The sequence below is a fragment of the Modestobacter sp. SSW1-42 genome (genome assembly GCF_046635825.1).
Taxonomy (GTDB): domain Bacteria; phylum Actinomycetota; class Actinomycetes; order Mycobacteriales; family Geodermatophilaceae; genus Modestobacter.
Map to the genome: position 1 here is coordinate 26,584 of NZ_JBISCA010000003.1, position 17,340 is coordinate 43,923.

A 17,340-nucleotide genomic window follows, 5' to 3' on the forward strand; every position below is an offset into this window, starting at 1 on the left:
GGGGCCCTGAAGCGGGGCCGGACACCGCCGTACGTGCGCTGGACTGTCTGGGGGCCGCCCTAGGCTGAGGTGGTGACGACAGTGGCGGCCCCGGAGGTGGGCAACGGGCGGTTCACCGTCCGGCTGACCAACTTCGAGGGGCCGTTCGACCTGCTGCTGCAGCTGATCGGCAAGCACAAGCTCGACGTCACCGAGATCGCGCTGTCGGTGGTCACCGACGAGTTCATCGCCCACCTGCACGACCTGTCCGACGAGCTGCACCTGGACCAGGCCAGCGAGTTCCTCGTCGTGGCCGCCACCCTGCTCGACCTCAAGGCCGCCCGGCTGCTGCCCGCCGCCGACGTCGAGGACCCCGACGACCTCGAGGTGCTCGAGGCCCGCGACCTGCTGTTCGCCCGGCTGCTGCAGTACCGCGCCTACAAGCAGGCGGCGGCCTTCCTGCGCACCCGCGAGGCCGAGGCCGCCCGCCGGTACGCCCGCGACGCCGGCCTCGAGGCCCGGTTCGCCGAGCTGCTGCCCGAGGTGCTGCTGGGCGTCACCCCCGAGCAGTTCGCCGCGATGGCCCACGAGGCGCTCACCCCCAAGCCGCCGCCCACGGTCAGCGTCACCCACCTGCACGCCCCTGCGGTGAGCGTCACCGAACAGCTGGTCCTCGTCCGCAGCCGGGTCGCCGAGGCCGGGACGGCGACGTTCCGCTCGCTGAGCCGCGACTGCGCGCACACCCTGGAGGTGGTCGCCCGGTTCCTCGCGCTGCTGGAGCTGTACCGGCAGCAGCTGGTGACCTTCGACCAGGTGACGCCGCTGGGCGAGCTGCACGTGCGCTGGACCGGCCCGGCCCTCGTCGACGGCCGGTTGCCGGCGGAGCTGGACGCGCTGCTGGACGGCGCCCTGGAGGAGGACGGGCAGTGAGCGACGAGCCGACCGCACCGCGGCCGTTCTCCTGGGACGCCGTCGTCGCCGAGGTGGCCGCCGGGCTCGCCGAGGCCGAGGACGGCGGCACCGACGGCGCGCAGGACTGGGACGCCGTCGCCGCGCGGCTGGCCGCCGAGTTCGGCCGCCCCGCGGCGGACGCCGACGCCACCGCACCGGCGTCCCGCGTGCTGGGCCGGGCGCCGGCGGACCCACCGGTCGAGCTGGTCGTCGTCCCCGAGCCCGAGGCCCCGGTCGAGGAGCTCGTCGACGCCGTCGACGGGCAGCAGGAGCTGCTGCTGGACACCCCGGTCGACGACGCCGCGCTGCGCGGGGGGCTGGAGGCGCTGCTGTTCGTCACCGACTCCCCGCTCGACGAGGTCTCGCTCGCCGCCGCGCTGCAGACACCGGTGTCCCGGGTGCGTGCCGGGCTCGCCGCGCTGGCCACCGACTACGACCAGCGCCGCGCCGGAATCACGCTGCGCCGGGTGGGGGAGGGGTGGCGGCTCTACACCCGCGAGGAGCACGCCCCGGTCGTGGAGCGGCACCTGCTGGAGGGGCAGCGCAGCCGGCTGACCCAGGCCGCGCTCGAGACGCTCGCGGTGATCGCCTACCGGCAGCCGGTGACCCGCGCCCGGGTCTCGGCGATCCGCGGCGTGGGCGTCGACGCCGTCGTCCGCACGCTCACCGCGCGCGGGCTGATCCGCGAGGCCGGCTCGGACCCCGACACCGGCGGCGGGCTGTACGTGACCACGCCGCTGTTCCTGGAGCGGCTGGGCCTCACCGACCTCGGCGAGCTGCCCGAGCTCGCCCCGCTGCTGCCCGACACCCGCTCCGTCCTCGACGAGCACCCGGACAGCTGAGCCCGCGGCGGCCGGTAGGAGCAGGGCCGCGCAGGTGGGAGACTGGAGGGGATGGACACGACTGCAGACGACACTCCCACCACCTCCGGCGGTGAGGGCTGGTCCGAGGACATGGAGCTCGCACCGATCCGCCCCGGTGACGACGCGGAGCCCCGGCACGACGACGACAGCCCCGGCGAGCGGCTGCAGAAGGTGTTGGCCCGCGCCGGTGTCGGCTCCCGGCGCGTCTCCGAGGACATGATCGACGCCGGTCGGATCAGCGTGAACGGCAAGGTCGTGCGGGTGCAGGGCATGCGCGTGGACCCCGACACCGCGGTCATCGCGGTCGACGGCCGGCGGATCGACATCCGCAACGACAAGGTCACCTACGCGATGAACAAGCCCGTCGGGATCATCACCTCGATGAGCGACGACCGGAACCGCCCCACCGTGGGCGACATGATCGGTGACCTCGCTGCCGGCCTGACCCACGTCGGCCGGCTGGACCAGGACACCGAGGGCCTGCTGCTGCTCACCACCGACGGCGAGCTCGCCCACCGGCTGACCCACCCGTCCTACCTGGTGAAGAAGACCTACCTGGCCCAGGTCACCGGCTCGGTGCCGCGTGACCTGCACCGCACGCTGCGCAAGGGCATCGAGCTGGAGGACGGCCCGGTCGCGGTCGACTCCTTCCACGTCGTCGACGCCCACGCCGGCCAGTCGGTGGTCGAGGTCGTCCTGCACGAGGGGCGCAAGCACATCGTCCGCCGGCTGCTGGCCGAGGTCGGCCTGCCGGTCACCCGGCTCACCCGCACCGCCATCGGGCCGATCGAGCTGGCCCGCATGCGCACCGGCACCATCCGCAAGCTCACCCGTACCGAGGTCGGCGCCCTCCACGAGCTCGTCGGCATGTGAAAGGACCCTCCTGCCCCCCACCACGAGCAAGCTCGCGGCGGGGCCCTGCAGGAGGGCCGAGAACGCACACCGGCCGGCGTCCCCCTCGGGGGACGCCGGCCGGTGTGCGTTGCGAGGACCGACTAGAGCGCGGTGACCTCGACCGGGGTGGTGAGGACGCGGTCGACGCCCAGGACCCGGTCGGGGCCGGTGACGCGGACGGTGGTCTCCAGCGGCAGGTCGGTGCTCGACGTGCCGACCTTGAGCACCAGGTCACCGGACTCGACGATGCGGGTCAGCTCCCGGCCGGTGAACGACGTCCGGTCCGCGTGCAGGGTGAACGACACGCGCGCGCTCGCACCGGCGGCCAGCTCGACCCGGGCGAAGCCGGCGAGCTGGGTGACCGGGCGGACCACGCTGGCGACCGGGTCGTGCAGGTAGAGCTGCACGACCTGCGCGCCGTCCCGCTCGCCGGTGTTGCTGACCGTGGCCGAGACCGTCACCGAGCCGTCGGTGGCCAGCTCCTCGGTCGCCGCGCCGCCGGCGCCGGCCACCTGCAGGTCGGCCAGCTCGAAGGTCGTGTACGACAGGCCGTGCCCGAACGGGAAGGCCGGCGTCGGGTCGGCGGAGCTGATGCCGCTCTGCGCGCCCAGGATCGGGTGCAGGTAGGTGGCCGGCGACCCGCCCGGGGTGGCCGGCACCGAGACCGGCAGCCGCCCGGAGGGGTTGACCCGTCCGCTGAGCACGCCGGCGACCGCGCCGGCGCCCTCCTCGCCCGGGAAGAACGCCTGGACGATGGCCGCAGCCCGGTCGACGACCGCGCCGAGGGCGTAGGGGCGCCCGGTGAGCAGCACGACCACGACCGGCTTGCCGGTGGCCAGCAGGGCGTCGAGCAGCTCGCCCTGCAGGCCGGGCAGGCGCAGGTCGTCGGCGTCGCAGCCCTCACCGGAGGTGCCGCGGCCGAACAGCCCGGCGACGTCCCCGAGGACGGCGAGGACGACGTCGGACTCCCCGGCCACGCGCACGGCCTCGTCGATGCCGCTGCGGTCGAGCTCCTGCACCGGGACGCCCTGGGCGGTGGTGACCTCCGCGTCGGGGAACTCGGTGCGCACCGCGTCGAGCAGCGTGGGCAGCTCGATGCCCAGCGGCATGTCCGGGTGCTGCACGCCCACGTGGTTGGGGAAGGCGTAGCAGCCCATCAGCGACAGCACCTCGTCGGCGGCGGGGCCGACGACGGCCAGCTTGGCCGGGGACTGCAGCGGCAGCACCGACGCGCGGTTGTCGAGCAGGACGACCGAGCGCTCGGCGAGGGTGCGGGCCAGCGCGCGCATGTGCGGCGGGTCGAAGTCCAGGCTCTCGGCGCCCTCGCGCAGCACGGCGGGTTCGGGGTCCCAGCCGGCGTCGAGCAGGCCGAGCTCGCCCTTCTGCAGCAGCACCCGCTCCAGCGCGCGGTCGATGACGTCCATGCCGACCTCGCCGGAGCGGATGCGCTCCAGCAGCGGCTCGCCGTAGCAGCGGACCGTGGGCAGCTCGACGTCGATGCCGGCCCGCAGCGCCTGGGCGGCGGCGTCGCCGGGGGAGGCGGCCACGCCCTGGGTGGTCTCCAGCATGGAGACGGCGAAGTAGTCGGCGACCACGACGCCGTCGAAGCCGAGGGTCTCCCGCAGCAGGCCGGTCATCAGCGCCGGATCCGCGGCCGGGGGCAGGCCGTCGACGGCGGCGTAGGAGTTCATCACCGAGCGGGCGCCGCCCTCGCGCAGCGCCGTCTCGAACGGCGGCAGCACGATGTCGGCGAAGTCGCGGGGGCCCAGCCGCACCGGGGCGTGGTTGCGGCCCGAGCCCGAGCCCGAGTAGCCGGCGAAGTGCTTGAGGGTGGCGACGATGCCGGAGCTCTCGAGCCCGCGGGTGTAGGCCGAGCCCAGGACGGCGACGAGGTAGGGGTCCTCGCTGATCGTCTCCTCGGTGCGGCCCCAGCGGTGGTCGAAACTGACGTCGAGGACCGGGGACAGGCCCTGGTGCACGCCGACCGAGCGCATGAGCGCACCGATGCCGGCGGCCATGGTCTCGACCGAGGCGGTGTCGAAGGAGGCCCCCCAGGCCAGCGGGGTCGGGAAGACCGTGGCCTGCCAGGCGGTGAAGCCGGTCAGGCACTCCTCGTGGGCCACGGCCGGGATGCCCAGCCGCGAGTTGGCGATCAGGTCGCGCTGGGTCTGGGCGAGCACCCGGGCGCCGGTGAGCGGCTCGACCGGGCCGGTGCCGAACACGCGGGTCAGCTGGCCGAGGCCCGGCTTGGTCAGCTCCTCCCACGGCGGGAGCGGCTCGGAGAACTCGTGCTGGTTGGGGGCCACCTCCTCGCCGTCGGAGATGGTCGTCCAGATGCCGTAGAGCTGGGCGACCTTCTCCTCCAGGGTCATCACGTCCATCAGGGCGCGGACGCGCTCGGGCAGCGGGCGTGCCGGGTCGGCCCACACGTCGGCGGCGGGGGCACCCGGGTCGAGGTCGGACGGGGACGGTGACGAGGTCACGGGACGGGCTCCTGGGGTCGGTTCGGGCGCCGGAGGAGGCGCGGGCTGGTCGCCGGTGTCGGCGCCGGAGGGCGGTGGAGGGGACGGAGGTGGTGGGCGCCGCGGGTCAGCGGCGCGGGGGAGCGGTGGAGGCGCGGGCGACCAGGTGGGTGGCCAGCTCCATGCGCTGGCTGCCGAGCACCTCGCCGTTGATCAGGTCGTGCAGCATCCGGCCGGCCATCCGCCCCATGTCGGCCAGCGGCTGGCACACGGTGGTCAGCGGCGGGGAGGACCAGCGGGCCATCGGCAGGTCGTCGAAGCCGACCACGCTGAGGTCGCCGGGGACGGACAGCCCCGCCTGGCGGGCGGCCTCCATGACGCCGAAGGCCTGCTCGTCGCTGCCGGCGAAGATCGCCGTGGGCGGGTCGGGGAGGGCCAGCAGTGCCTGCGCCTGGTCGTAGCCGCCCTGGTGCCGGAAGTTGCCGTGCACGACCAGCGCCGGGTCGACGGCGATGCCGGCGCGCTCCAGCGCCGCCCGGTAGCCGTCGATGCGGGCCCGGCTGCACAGGTAGGCCTGCGGCCCGCCGACCACGGCGATCCGCCGGTGGCCCAGCTCGACCAGGTGCTCGGTCGCCGACAGCCCGCCGGCCCAGTTGGTCGCCCCGACGCTGGGGACGTCCTGGCCGGGCATGTCGACCGGGTCGATGACCACGACCGGCAGCCTCGAGCGCCCCAGTCGGCGCTGGTCGGCGGCGGTGAGCCGGGAGGTGACCACGAGCGCGCCCCGGCGTCCCCCGGCGACCAGGGCCTGCACCCAGTCGACGTCGGAGGTCCGGCTCTGCGACGAGACGACCACCTCGAGCCCGCTCTCGGTGACCCCGCGGAGGATCTCGACGGCCCACGGGCTGTCCAGCGCCGTGAAGACGACGTCGACCAGGACGTCGTCGGTGGGCCGGCGGGTGACCGGCACGTAGTTGTGCTGCTCGAGCAGCTGCTGGACGTGGGCGCGGGTGGCGGGAGCGACGTCGGACTTGCCGTTGACGACCTTCGACACGGTCGGCAACGAGACGCCGGCCGCCGCGGCGATGGACGCCAGCGTGGGTCGGCCCAGCTGATGCGGTGGCACTGGACGGCCTCCCGGTCCGTTGGCGGTGGCGGCTCGGCACGAGCCTGCCCCCGGCAGGACCGGTGCGGTCAGGCCGGCGTCGCTGTCGGCGTGACGCGGACGTTATCGAAAGTTTCGGTGCTTGGATAGTCACCGCACCTCAAAAGTGCCTGATCTGCGGGCCCGGAAGTGGGTCGACAGGTCACGGTTCGGACACGACGGCGTCTGCCTGACGGGACCGTTGACAGGTGCCGGTGACGTGGCTTACGTTCTCGCAACTGCTCGAAACTTTCGGTTTCAACGACGAAACAGGAAGGTGGCGGTGGGATGTCCCCCCGGCGTCTGACCAAGGTGGCCGTGTCGGCCACCACCCTCGCTCTGCTCGGCTCGATGGCTGCTTGCGGCTCCGACAACACCGCCGGTGGTTCCGGTGGCGGTGAAGGTGGCGGCACGGCCGACATCTGGGCCCTGCAGGACACGACCCTCAACCCGATCGAGGAAGCCTCGATCCAGCGCTACAACGACGGCGACGGTCCGGGCTCGGTGAAGCTGTCGACCTTCGGCAACGACCCGTACAAGCAGCGGCTGCGCACGGCGATCAACTCGCCCCAGGCCCCCGACGTCTTCTTCAACTGGGGCGGTGGCTCCCTCAAGGAGTACGTCGACGCCGGGAAGATCGAGGACCTCACCCCGATGCTGGACGAGAACCCGGAGCTCCGCGACGCGTTCCTGCCCAGCGTGCTCGCCGGCGCCGAGATCGACGGCAAGCAGTACGGCCTGCCGATGCGCGGTGTCCAGCCGGTGCTGATGTACGGCAACAAGGAGGTCCTCCAGGCCAACGGCATCGACGGGATGCCGACCACCTGGGACGAGCTGCTCGCCGACGTCGCGACCCTCAAGGCCGCCGGCCTCACGACGCCGATCGCGCTGGCCGGTTCGCAGCCGTGGACCGAGCTCATGTGGGCCGAGTACCTGCTCGACCGCGTCGCCGGCCCGGAGGTCTTCCAGGCCATCCGCGACGGCGAGGGCCAGGGCTGGAACGACCCCGCCGTGCTCGAGGCCATGACCATGCTCAAGCAGCTGATCGACGCCGGTGCCTTCGGTACCGCCAACGACTTCTCCGCGACCGAGTACGACGCGGGTGGCACGACGCAGCTGCTGGCCAACGGCGACGCGGCCTTCCACCTCATGGGCTCCTGGGAGTTCACGAACCAGAAGGGCACCAACCCGGACTTCGTGTCCGCGGGCAACCTGCTCTACGCGCCCTTCCCGGCCGTCGAGGGTGGCGCGGGCGACCCGAGCAACCTGGTCGGGAACGTGTCGAACTTCTACTCGGTGACCAGCGCGTCCCCGAACAAGGAGGCGGCGCTCGAGTACGTCAAGACCCAGCTCAACAACCCCGACTACGTGTCGGAGCTGGTCGCGGCCGGCGACGTCATGCCGATCGCGGGTGCCCGCGAGCAGCTGGCGGCCTCGGACGACGGTGAGTACCTCACCACGGTCTACGACCTCACCGAGCAGGCGGACAACTTCCAGCTCTCGTGGGACCAGGACCTGGGTGCCGAGGAGTCGACCAAGATGCTGACGGAGCTGAGCAACCTCTTCCTGGGTCAGCAGACCCCGGAGGGCTTCGTCGCCGCCATGGCGGGCTGACGCACTCTCTCCCGACTGCACCGCTGACTACACAGAGGACCTGACTTGGCTGCCACAGGACGAGAGCGTCCTTCCGGCTGGTACATGGCGCCGGTGTTGACCTTCTTCGGGGTCTTCGCCGTCCTGCCCATGGTGCTGGTCGTCTACCTCAGCTTCACCGACTGGGACGGCTTCGGCTTCCCCTCGCTCTCGGGCGGGGGGAACTGGAGCCGGGCCCTGCAGGACCCCGAGGTGGGGCGCTCGCTGGTGCTGACGCTGGTGTTCATGGTCCTCGGCTGGGTCGTCCAGACCCCGATCGCGATGCTGATCGGGGTCTGGGCGGCCGGGCGGCAGCGCAACCGCGCTGTCCTGAGCTCGATCTTCTTCCTGCCCGTGCTGCTGTCCACCGCGGCCATCGCGCTGCTGTGGAGCGCGGTGCTCGACGGCAACTTCGGGCTCACCCGGGAGCTGCCCTTCCTCGACCAGTTCAGCTTCCTGGGTGACCGGTCCCTGGTCATCTACACGGTGGCCTGGGTGCTGACCTGGCAGTACGTGCCCTTCCACACGCTGCTGTACCAAAGTGCGGCGCGGGGGATCCCGGTCTCCATCTACGAGGCCGCGACCATCGACGGCGCCGGCCGGTACAAGCAGTTCTTCCGGATCACGCTGCCGCTGCTGCGGTACACCCTGATCACCTCGACCGTGCTCATGCTGGTCGGGTCGGTGACGACGTTCGACACGATCCTGCTGCTCACCAACGGTGGGCCCGGTACGTCGACCCGGATCGCACCGCTGTACATGTACATCACCGGCTTCGGCGCCTTCGAGTTCGGCTACGCCAGCGCGATCGCGGTCATCCTGCTGGTGCTCGGCGCCGGCCTGTCCCTCGCGGTCACCCGGCTCACCGGCTTCCGCAAGATGTCCAGCCAGCAGGAGGGTCTGTGACCATCACCCAGTCCGGCACGCCGATGGCGAGGCCGCCGGCCTCGGCCGGCCCGGCCGGCCCCGTCACCGGCAAGCGTCGCCGCAAGGTGGGCCGCGAGAAGCCGAACTACCTGGCCGGCGTGCTGTCGGTGTTCTGGCTCGTCCTGGTCGTGGTGCCGCTGTACTACATGGTCAGCAGCAGCTTCCGCACCCGGCAGGACTACCTGCGCGACAACCCGCTCAAGCTGCCCTCGAGCCCGACGTTCGAGAACTACGAGTCGGTCTTCACCGGCGGGTTCGGCCGGTACTTCCTCAACAACGTCATCGTCACCGTGGGCACGGTGGCCATCGTGGTCGCCCTGGTGGTGCCGGCGGCCTACGCGGTGGCCCGCAACCCCTCGCCGATGGTGCAGCGCGGCTTCTCGCTGATGCTGGTCGGCCTGGCGGTGCCCGCCCAGGCCGTGATCATCCCGGTGTACCTGCTGATCAACCAGATGCAGCTGTACGACACCCTGCTGGCGATCATCCTGCCGACCGCGGCGTTCGCGCTGCCGGTGGCGATGCTGGTGATGACCAACAGCCTGCGCGACATCCCCAACGAGCTCTACGAGGCGCAGACCCTCGACGGTGCGGGTGCGCTGCAGACGCTGCGCAACCTGGTCCTGCCGCTGGCCAAGCCGGCCATCACGACGGTCACCGTCTTCACCGCGATGAGCGCCTGGAACGGCTTCCTGTTCCCCCTGGTGCTGACCCAGTCCGCCGAGCAGCGCACGCTCACCCTGGGACTGCAGACGTTCTCGAGCCAGTTCGGCACCAACGTGCCGGGACTGCTCGCAGCCATCACGCTGTCCCTGCTGCCCATCTTCTTCGTCTACCTCTTCGGACGGCGATACCTGCTGGGCGGCCTGACGGCCGGCTTCGGCAAGTGACCGTCCGACCCTGACCGAGCTCCCGAACCACACGCGACGTGAGAGGAACCACCTGATGACGACCCCCAAGGCCACCCCCGAGGACAAGTTCACCTTCGGCCTCTGGACGATCGGCTGGACGGCCCGCGACCCGTTCGGTGACGCCACCCGCGACGCCGTCGACGTGGTCGAGTCGGTGCACAAGCTCGCCGAGATGGGTGCCTACGGCGTCACCTTCCACGACGACGACGTCATCCCCTTCGGCAGCGAGGCCGCTGCCCGTGACGCGGTCATCAAGCGCTTCAAGGGCGCCCTGGAGGAGACCGGCCTCAAGGTCCCCATGGTCACCACCAACCTGTTCACCCACCCGGTGTTCAAGGAGGGCGGGCTCACCGCCAACGACCGCGAGGTCCGCCGCTACGCGATGCGCAAGGTCATGCGCAACATGGACCTGGCCGCCGAGCTGGGCGCGCAGACCTATGTCCTGTGGGGTGGCCGCGAGGGCACCGAGGTCGACACCGCCAAGGACCTCATCGCCGCCCTGGACCGCTACGCCGAGTCGATCGACACCCTGGCCCAGTACTCCGAGGACAAGGGCTACGGCCTGAAGTTCGCCCTGGAGCCCAAGCCGAACGAGCCCCGCGGCGACATCTTCCTGCCCACCGTCGGGCACGCCATCGCCTTCATCTCCAAGCTGCAGCACGCCGACCTGGTCGGGATCAACCCCGAGGTCGGCCACGAGCAGATGGCGAACCTGAACTTCACCCACGGCATCGCCGAGGCGATCTGGCTGGGCAAGCTCTTCCACATCGACCTCAACGGCCAGCACGGGCCCAAGTTCGACCAGGACCTGGTCTTCGGCCACGGCGACCTGCTGCAGGCCTTCAGCACCGTCGACCTGCTCGAGAACGGCGGCCTCAACGGCGGCCCGTCCTACGACGGCCCCCGCCACTTCGACTACAAGCCGCTGCGCACCGAGGACATGGACGGCGTGTGGCGTTCGGCCCAGGCCAACATCACCACCTACCTCCTGCTCAAGGAGCGGGCCGCCGCGTTCCGCGCCGACCCCGAGGTCCAGGAGGCCATGGCCGCGGCCAAGGTCGAGGAGCTGCGCACGCCCACCGTCGGTGAGGGCGGCTACCAGGAGCTGCTCGACGACCGCTCGGCGTTCGAGGACTTCGACGCCGACGCCGTCGCCAAGCGCGGCGCGGGTGTCGTCCGCCTCGACCAGCTGATGATCGAGCACCTGCTCGGCGCTCGCTGATCGCACAGGGCCGGGCGAGGAGAAGAGCTGTCGTGACGCTGGTGGCCGGGGTCGACTCGTCGACCCAGTCGTGCAAGGTCGTCGTCCGTGACGCCGAGAGCGGCGCCCTGGTCCGGGAGGGCCGGGCGTCGCACCCCGACGGCACCGAGGTCGACCCCGCCGCCTGGGCGGTCGCGCTGGAGACGGCGATCGCGGCGGCGGGCGGCCTGTCCGACGTCGCCGCGGTCGCCGTCGGCGGCCAGCAGCACGGCATGGTCGCCCTGGACGCCGAGGGCGAGGTGGTCCGGGACGCGTTGCTGTGGAACGACACCCGCTCGGCCCAGGCGGCGACCGACCTCATCGCCGAGCTCGGCCCGGGCGAGGCCGGCCGCCGCGCCTGGGCGGAGGCGGTCGGCCTGGTGCCGGTCGCGTCGTTCACGGTGACCAAGCTGCGGTGGCTGGCCGAGCACGAGGCGGCCAACGCGGCGCGCACCGCGGCGGTCTGCCTGCCGCACGACTGGCTCACCTGGAAGCTGGCCGGGGCGTCGGGCCTCGACGCCCTGGTCACCGACCGCGGTGACGCCAGCGGCACCGGGTACTGGTCCACGCACACGAACGAGTACCGGCCCGACCTGCTCGAGCGGGCCTTCGGCCGCACCCCGGTGCTGCCGCGGGTCCTCGGCCCGGCCGAGCAGGCCGGCACGGTCGCCGGCGGCGCCCTCGGCGCCGCCGGTGGCGCGCTGCTCGGCCCGGGCACCGGTGACAACGCCGCCGCCGCGCTCGGCATCAACGCCGAGCCCGGCGACGTCGTGCTGTCCATCGGCACCTCGGGTGTGGTCTCCACGGTGTCGACCACGCCCAGCGCCGACCCCTCGGGGACCGTCGCCGGCTTCGCCGACGCCACGGGCAACTACCTGCCGCTGGTGGTGACGCTGAACGCCGCCCGCGTCCTCGACGCCACCGCCCGGCTGCTCGGCGTCGACCACGAGGAGCTGTCCCGGCTGGCGCTCACCGCGCCCGCGGGCTCCGGCGGGCTCGTCGTCGTGCCCTACCTCGAGGGCGAGCGCACCCCGGACCGCCCGCAGTCCACCGGTGCGGTGCACGGGCTCACCCTCGCCACCTCCGACCCGGCGCACCTGGCGCGCGCCGCGGTCGAGGGGCTGCTCTGCGGCCTGGCCGACGGACTCGAGGCCATCGCCGCGCAGGGCAACCCGGTCCGCCGGGTGTTCCTCGTCGGCGGCGGGGCCCGCTCGGAGGCGGTGCGCCGCCTGGCGCCGGCCGTCCTGGGGGTCCCCGTGCTCGTCCCGCCGCCGGGGGAGTACGTCGCCGACGGCGCCGCCCGGCAGGCGGCGTGGGTCCTGGCCGGTGGCAGCACGCCGCCGGTCTGGCCGGCCACCAGCACCGAGGTCTACGAGGCAGATCCGGTCCCCTTCGTCCGGGAGCGCTACGCCGAGGTACGGGACATGACCGCCGCGCGGTTGTGACCTGCACTACCTCTCGCGCTCGCGAGCGTGCATGATCAGCACGGCACCACCCTTTCCACCCACTCGGATCGTCCGGCACGTTCCTGCCGGTAGGAGGACCGCACAATGGCGTCTGTCACCTACGACTCCGCAACTCGTCGCTACCCCGGTTCCGACCGGGCCGCGGTCGACGCGCTCAACCTGACCATCGAGGACGGCGAGTTCCTCGTCCTCGTCGGCCCGTCCGGCTGCGGCAAGTCCACGTCGCTGCGCATGCTGGCCGGCCTGGAGGACATCGACGAGGGCGCGATCCTCATCGGTGGTCGCGACGTCACCGACGTCGCCGCCAAGGACCGCGACATCGCGATGGTGTTCCAGAACTACGCGCTGTACCCGCACATGACCGTGGCCGACAACATGGGCTTCGGCCTGCGGATGGCCGGGGTCAACAAGAGCGAGATCAGCACCCGGGTGCGCGACGCGGCCAAGCTGCTCGACCTCGAGCCCTACCTGGACCGCAAGCCCAAGGCGCTCTCCGGTGGTCAGCGCCAGCGCGTGGCCATGGGCCGGGCGATCGTGCGCAGCCCGCAGGTCTTCCTCATGGACGAGCCGCTGTCGAACCTCGACGCCAAGCTGCGCGTGCAGACCCGCACCCAGATCGCCCAGCTGCAGCGCCGTCTGCAGGTCACCACGGTGTACGTCACCCACGACCAGGTCGAGGCCATGACCATGGGCGACCGGGTCGCGGTGCTCAAGGACGGGCTGCTCATGCAGGTCGGCAAGCCGCGCGAGCTCTACGACAACCCGAAGAACGTCTTCGTGGCCGGCTTCATCGGCTCGCCGGCGATGAACCTGTTCAACCTCGACCAGACCGACGGCGGCGTCTCCTTCGGCAACACCGTCCACCCGGTGGGCCGGGACGTGCTGGGCCAGGCCGCCGGGAAGAGCGTCGTGGTCGGCGTCCGTCCCGAGGACCTGGACATCGCCGACAACGGTCTGCCGATCGAGGTCGACGTCGTCGAGGAGCTGGGCGCGGATGCCTACATCTACGGCCGCACCCTGGTCGGCAACGGCGAGCAGCAGATCATCGCCCGCGTCGACGGCCGCCGTCCTCCGCTGAAGGGCGACCGGCTCTCCGTCCTGCCCCGTCAGGGCCACGTGCACCTGTTCGACCAGGCCAGCGGCGAGCGCCTCGGGTGACGCTCCTGCCCACCGGCGAGCAGTACACGCTGCGTGCCGCCGGCGCCGAGGCCGTGATCACCGAGGTCGGCGGCGGTCTGCGCAGCTACCGCGCCGGTGGGCGGGACCTGGTCGACGGCTTCGGTGAGCACGAGATGGCACCGAACGCCCGCGGGCACGTGCTCGCGCCCTGGCCGAACCGGCTGCGTGACGGCCGGTTCGTCTGGGACGGCGAGGAGCACGAGACGCCGATCTCGGAGTCCGAGACCGGCAACGCCATCCACGGGCTGGTGCGGTTCGTGGCCTGGGAGGTCGTGGACCGCACCAGCGACCGGGTGGAGCTCGAGCACCTGCTCCACCCCCAGCCGGGCTACCCCTGGAGCCTGCGGCTGCGGATCGCCTACGAGCTGTCCGCGGCCGGGTTGCGGGTGCAGACGACGGCCACCAACGAGGGTGACCGCGCGCTGCCGTACGGGGAGGGGCACCACCCCTACCTGGCCGCCGGCGCCGGGCTGCACGTCGACGACTGCACGCTGGTCGCCCCCGGCCGCACCCGGCTGGAGACCGACGAGCGGGCCATCCCGACCGGGGCGGTCGACGTCGCCGGCACCCGTTACGACCTGCGGGCGGGGGAGAAGGTCGGTGACCTGCTCATCGACCACGCCTTCACCGACCTCGAGCGGGACGGCGACGGCCTGGCCTGGGTGCGGCTGACCGCTCCCGACGGCCGGGGCGTGGCGGTGTGGATGGACAGCGCCTACGGCTACCTGCAGCTGTTCACCGGCGACGTGGTGCCCGAGCCGCGGCGTCGCGAGGGGCTGGCCGTCGAGCCGATGACCTGCCCGCCGAACGCCCTGGCCACCGGCGAGGCCGTGCTGCGGCTCGAGCCGGGGGAGTCCACGACGGCCGCGTGGGGGATCGCCCCGCTGGGCTGACGGCCCGCCGTCCCGGTGCCCGGGTCCGGTCCTCCGCGAGGGGGTCGGACCCGGGCACCTGCATGCTGGCGGCCCGGGGTCGCGGGCCTGTCTGGACTCGACCGAGGTGCCCGGCGGTCGGGGCGCCGGCTGCTGGCGCGGTGGGGTGGCGCGGCCTCCTTAGACTCGACCGAGGTGCCCGGCGATCCGGGTGCTGCATCGATCGAGGAGAGTGCTGTGGCCGTCCGAGCCATCCGGGGTGCCACGCAGGTGGCCGCCGACGACCGCGACGAGGTGCTGGGCGCCACCCGCGAACTGGTGAGCGCGGTGCTCGAGCGGAACAGGGTGGACCCGGCCGACCTGATCAGCATCCTGTTCACCGCCACCCCCGACCTGGTGTCGGAGTTCCCGGCGCTGGCCGCGCGGGAGCTCGGCCTGGGCGACGTGCCGCTGATGTGCGCCACCGAGATCGCCGTCGCGCACGCCCTGCCGCGGGTGCTGCGGTTGATGGCGCACGTGGAGACCCCCATGCCCCGCGCCGACGTCCAGCACGTCTACCTGCGCGGGGCCGTCGCCCTGCGGCGGGACATCGCGCAGTGAACGAAGGACCCCGTCCCCCTTACGACTCGCAGGCTCGCCGCGGGCCCCTGGACGGCGCCGTGAGAGAAGCGAACGGAGAGAGTGCAGTGAGCGAGCAGTTCCGTGGGCAGGTGACCCTCGACGGTCCCTCCGGCACGGGCAAGTCCAGCGTCGCCCGCGACGTGGCCACCCGGCTGGGCGCGGCCTACCTGGACACCGGCGCGATGTACCGCGCCGCGACCGTCGCGGTGCTGGACGCCGGCGTCGACCTGGACGACCCCGAGGGCATCGCCCGCGCCGTCCGCGCCGCCGACATCCAGGTCGGGACGACGGCCGACGCCGAGACGGTCACCGTGGACGGCGTGGACGTCGCCCAGCGCATCCGCGGCGCCGAGGTCACCCGCACCGTGTCCCCGGTGTCCGCCGTCCCGGCCGTGCGCCGGCTGCTGGTGGACCGGCAGCGCTCGCTGGTCGCCGCGTCCGACGCGGTGGTCGTGGAGGGCCGGGACATCGGCACCGTGGTGCTGCCCGACGCGACCGTGAAGATCTACCTGACCGCCGCCCCCGAGGCGCGCGCACAGCGCCGGGCCGGCCAGCTCGGCGTGACCGACCCGGGCCGGATCGCCGAGATCGCCGCGGACCTGCGCCGCCGGGACGAGTACGACAGCAGCCGGGCCGACAGCCCGCTGCGCCCAGCTGCCGACGCCGTGGTCGTCGACAGCACCGGGCTGGACCGCGACGCCGTCGTCGAGCGTGTACTCGACCTGGCGCGCACTGCAGTGGGAGAACTGGCATGAGCACCGACAACGACGCGTTCCCGAGCGACGAGCCCACCGGCCCGCTGCCGGTGGTGGCCATCGTGGGGCGGCCCAACGTGGGCAAGTCCACCCTGGTCAACCGCTTCCTGGGCCGCCGCGCCGCCGTCGTGCAGGACGTCCCGGGCGTGACCCGCGACCGGATCCCGTACCAGGCGCTGTGGAACGGCCGGAACTTCACCGTCGTCGACACCGGCGGCTGGGAGCCCAAGGCGACCGGCATGGCGGCGTCCATCGCCCGGCAGGCCGAGTACGCCATGAAGACCGCCGACGTGATCGTGCTGGTCGTCGACGCCTCGGTGGGCGTCACCGAGACCGACCTGGCGGCCGCGCGCGTGCTGCGCCGCAGCACCACCCCGGTGATCGTGGTCGCCAACAAGGTCGACGACGAGCGCGGCGAGGCCAACGCCGCCGAGCTGTGGTCGCTGGGCCTGGGCGAGCCGTTCTCGGTCAGCGCGCTGCACGGCCGGGGGAGCGGTGACCTGCTCGACCTGGTCCTCGAGGCGATGCCCGACGCGCCGCGGGAGACCGAGGAGCAGGGTGGTCCGCGCCGCGTCGCGCTGGTCGGGCGGCCCAACGTGGGCAAGTCCAGCCTGATCAACCGGCTGTCGAAGGAGGAGCGCTCGGTCGTCGACTCGGTGGCCGGCACCACGGTCGACCCGGTCGACTCCATCGTGCGGCTCAACGGCGAGGACTGGCGCTTCGTCGACACCGCGGGCCTGCGCCGGCGGGTCAACACCGCCAGCGGCACCGAGTACTACGCCAGCCTGCGCACCGAGGCCGCGATCGAGGCCGCCGAGGTCGCCGTGGTGCTGCTGGCCGCCGACGAGGTGATCAGCGAGCAGGACCAGCGGGTGATCACCCAGGTGATCGAGGCCGGCCGCGCGCTGGTCATCGCCTTCAACAAGTGGGACAACGTCGACGAGGACCGGCACGCCCAGCTGGAGAAGGAGATCGACCGCGACCTCGCCCGGATCAAGTGGGCGAGCCGGATCAACATCTCCGCGACCACCGGCCGCGGCGTCAACAAGCTCGCCGGGCACCTGAAGGCTGCGCTGGCCGGCTGGGAGACCCGGGTGCCCACCGCGGAGCTGAACACCTTCGTCCGCGCCCTGGTCCAGGAGACCCCGCCGCCGGCCCGCGGTGGCCGCGCGCCGAAGATCAAGTACGTCACCCAGGCCGACATCCGGCCGCCGCGGTTCGTGGTGTTCTCCACCGGCTTCCTGGAGGCCGGGTACCGGCGGTTCCTGGAGCGCAGGCTGCGCGAGCAGTTCGGCTTCCACGGCACCCCGATCGACGTCTCGGTCAAGGTCCGCGACGCCCGGGAGGACCGGAAGAAGTAGACCCCTCAGCAGGGCCACCGGGAGGGGTGCGGTAATCTCTCCCGGCAGCAATCGAGCGCGCCGGCGGTTCCCGCCGGGGGGTTCGG

General features: G+C 72.7%; 15 protein-coding genes. 13 read left to right on the forward strand and 2 right to left on the reverse strand.

From position 1 onward, the window contains the following. Nucleotides 1-72: 72 nt before the first annotated feature. Genes ACGBYP_RS10425 through ACGBYP_RS10435 form a run of 3 tightly spaced genes read left to right on the forward strand, consistent with a single transcriptional unit; the run spans nucleotide 73 to nucleotide 2,666 of the window. Nucleotides 73-909: a segregation and condensation protein A gene (locus tag ACGBYP_RS10425; RefSeq protein ID WP_411583765.1), complete on the forward strand. Its 837-nt coding sequence runs from the start codon at nucleotides 73-75 to the stop codon at nucleotides 907-909. Next, nucleotides 906-1,772, forward strand: coding sequence for an SMC-Scp complex subunit ScpB (gene scpB / locus ACGBYP_RS10430; RefSeq protein ID WP_411583767.1), 867 nt, complete (start codon nucleotides 906-908; stop codon nucleotides 1,770-1,772). Before ACGBYP_RS10425 ends, scpB begins: the two co-directional genes overlap by 4 nt. Nucleotides 1,773-1,823: 51 nt before the next feature. Continuing rightward, entirely contained in the window at nucleotides 1,824-2,666 is an 843-nt protein-coding gene (locus tag ACGBYP_RS10435; RefSeq protein ID WP_411583769.1) for a pseudouridine synthase, read from the forward strand. A 122-nt stretch (nucleotides 2,667-2,788) separates the two neighbouring features. Here the strand turns inward: ACGBYP_RS10435 and ACGBYP_RS10440 are convergent, their stop codons facing one another. Both ACGBYP_RS10440 and ACGBYP_RS10445 read right to left on the reverse strand, forming a co-directional pair. Then, nucleotides 2,789-5,170 carry a glycoside hydrolase family 3 N-terminal domain-containing protein gene (locus ACGBYP_RS10440; protein ID WP_411583771.1) on the reverse strand — a complete coding sequence of 794 codons (2,382 nt, stop codon included), beginning with the start codon at nucleotides 5,168-5,170 and terminating at the stop codon, nucleotides 2,789-2,791. A 106-nt stretch (nucleotides 5,171-5,276) separates the two neighbouring features. Further along, entirely contained in the window at nucleotides 5,277-6,275 is a 999-nt protein-coding gene (locus tag ACGBYP_RS10445; protein WP_411583773.1) for a LacI family DNA-binding transcriptional regulator, read from the reverse strand. Between the two features lie 306 nt (nucleotides 6,276-6,581). Between ACGBYP_RS10445 and ACGBYP_RS10450 the strand changes: the two genes are divergently transcribed. The 10 genes from ACGBYP_RS10450 to der all read left to right on the forward strand — a co-directional run bounded on the left by ACGBYP_RS10450 (nucleotide 6,582) and on the right by der (nucleotide 17,254). After that, a complete protein-coding gene (locus ACGBYP_RS10450; RefSeq protein WP_411583775.1) occupies nucleotides 6,582-7,907 on the forward strand; it encodes an ABC transporter substrate-binding protein in 1,326 nt (441 codons plus the stop codon). A gap of 84 nt (nucleotides 7,908-7,991) precedes the next feature. Further along, nucleotides 7,992-8,831: a carbohydrate ABC transporter permease gene (locus tag ACGBYP_RS10455; RefSeq protein ID WP_411583777.1), complete on the forward strand. Its 840-nt coding sequence runs from the start codon at nucleotides 7,992-7,994 to the stop codon at nucleotides 8,829-8,831. Then, nucleotides 8,828-9,739: a carbohydrate ABC transporter permease gene (locus ACGBYP_RS10460; RefSeq protein ID WP_411583779.1), complete on the forward strand. Its 912-nt coding sequence runs from the start codon at nucleotides 8,828-8,830 to the stop codon at nucleotides 9,737-9,739. The genes ACGBYP_RS10455 and ACGBYP_RS10460 overlap by 4 nt, the downstream gene beginning before the upstream one ends. A 55-nt stretch (nucleotides 9,740-9,794) precedes the next feature. Beyond that, entirely contained in the window at nucleotides 9,795-10,982 is a 1,188-nt protein-coding gene (gene xylA / locus ACGBYP_RS10465) for a xylose isomerase (RefSeq protein WP_411583781.1), read from the forward strand. Nucleotides 10,983-11,014: 32 nt separating this feature from the next. Beyond that, entirely contained in the window at nucleotides 11,015-12,445 is a 1,431-nt protein-coding gene (gene xylB, locus ACGBYP_RS10470; protein ID WP_411583783.1) for a xylulokinase, read from the forward strand. 105 nt (nucleotides 12,446-12,550) lie between these two features. Continuing rightward, on the forward strand, nucleotides 12,551-13,624 hold the full coding sequence (locus ACGBYP_RS10475) for an ABC transporter ATP-binding protein (protein ID WP_411583785.1): 1,074 nt from the start codon (nucleotides 12,551-12,553) through the stop codon (nucleotides 13,622-13,624). Then, nucleotides 13,621-14,538: an aldose 1-epimerase family protein gene (locus ACGBYP_RS10480; RefSeq protein WP_411583787.1), complete on the forward strand. Its 918-nt coding sequence runs from the start codon at nucleotides 13,621-13,623 to the stop codon at nucleotides 14,536-14,538. Before ACGBYP_RS10475 ends, ACGBYP_RS10480 begins: the two co-directional genes overlap by 4 nt. 216 nt (nucleotides 14,539-14,754) lie before the next feature. Then, complete coding sequence (gene aroH / locus ACGBYP_RS10485; protein WP_411583789.1) at nucleotides 14,755-15,117, forward strand: chorismate mutase; 363 nt, start codon at nucleotides 14,755-14,757, stop codon at nucleotides 15,115-15,117. Nucleotides 15,118-15,203: 86 nt separating this feature from the next. Continuing rightward, on the forward strand, nucleotides 15,204-15,893 hold the full coding sequence (gene cmk / locus ACGBYP_RS10490; RefSeq protein ID WP_411583791.1) for a (d)CMP kinase: 690 nt from the start codon (nucleotides 15,204-15,206) through the stop codon (nucleotides 15,891-15,893). Continuing rightward, entirely contained in the window at nucleotides 15,890-17,254 is a 1,365-nt protein-coding gene (gene der / locus ACGBYP_RS10495; RefSeq protein ID WP_411583793.1) for a ribosome biogenesis GTPase Der, read from the forward strand. Before cmk ends, der begins: the two co-directional genes overlap by 4 nt. Nucleotides 17,255-17,340 lie beyond the last annotated feature (86 nt).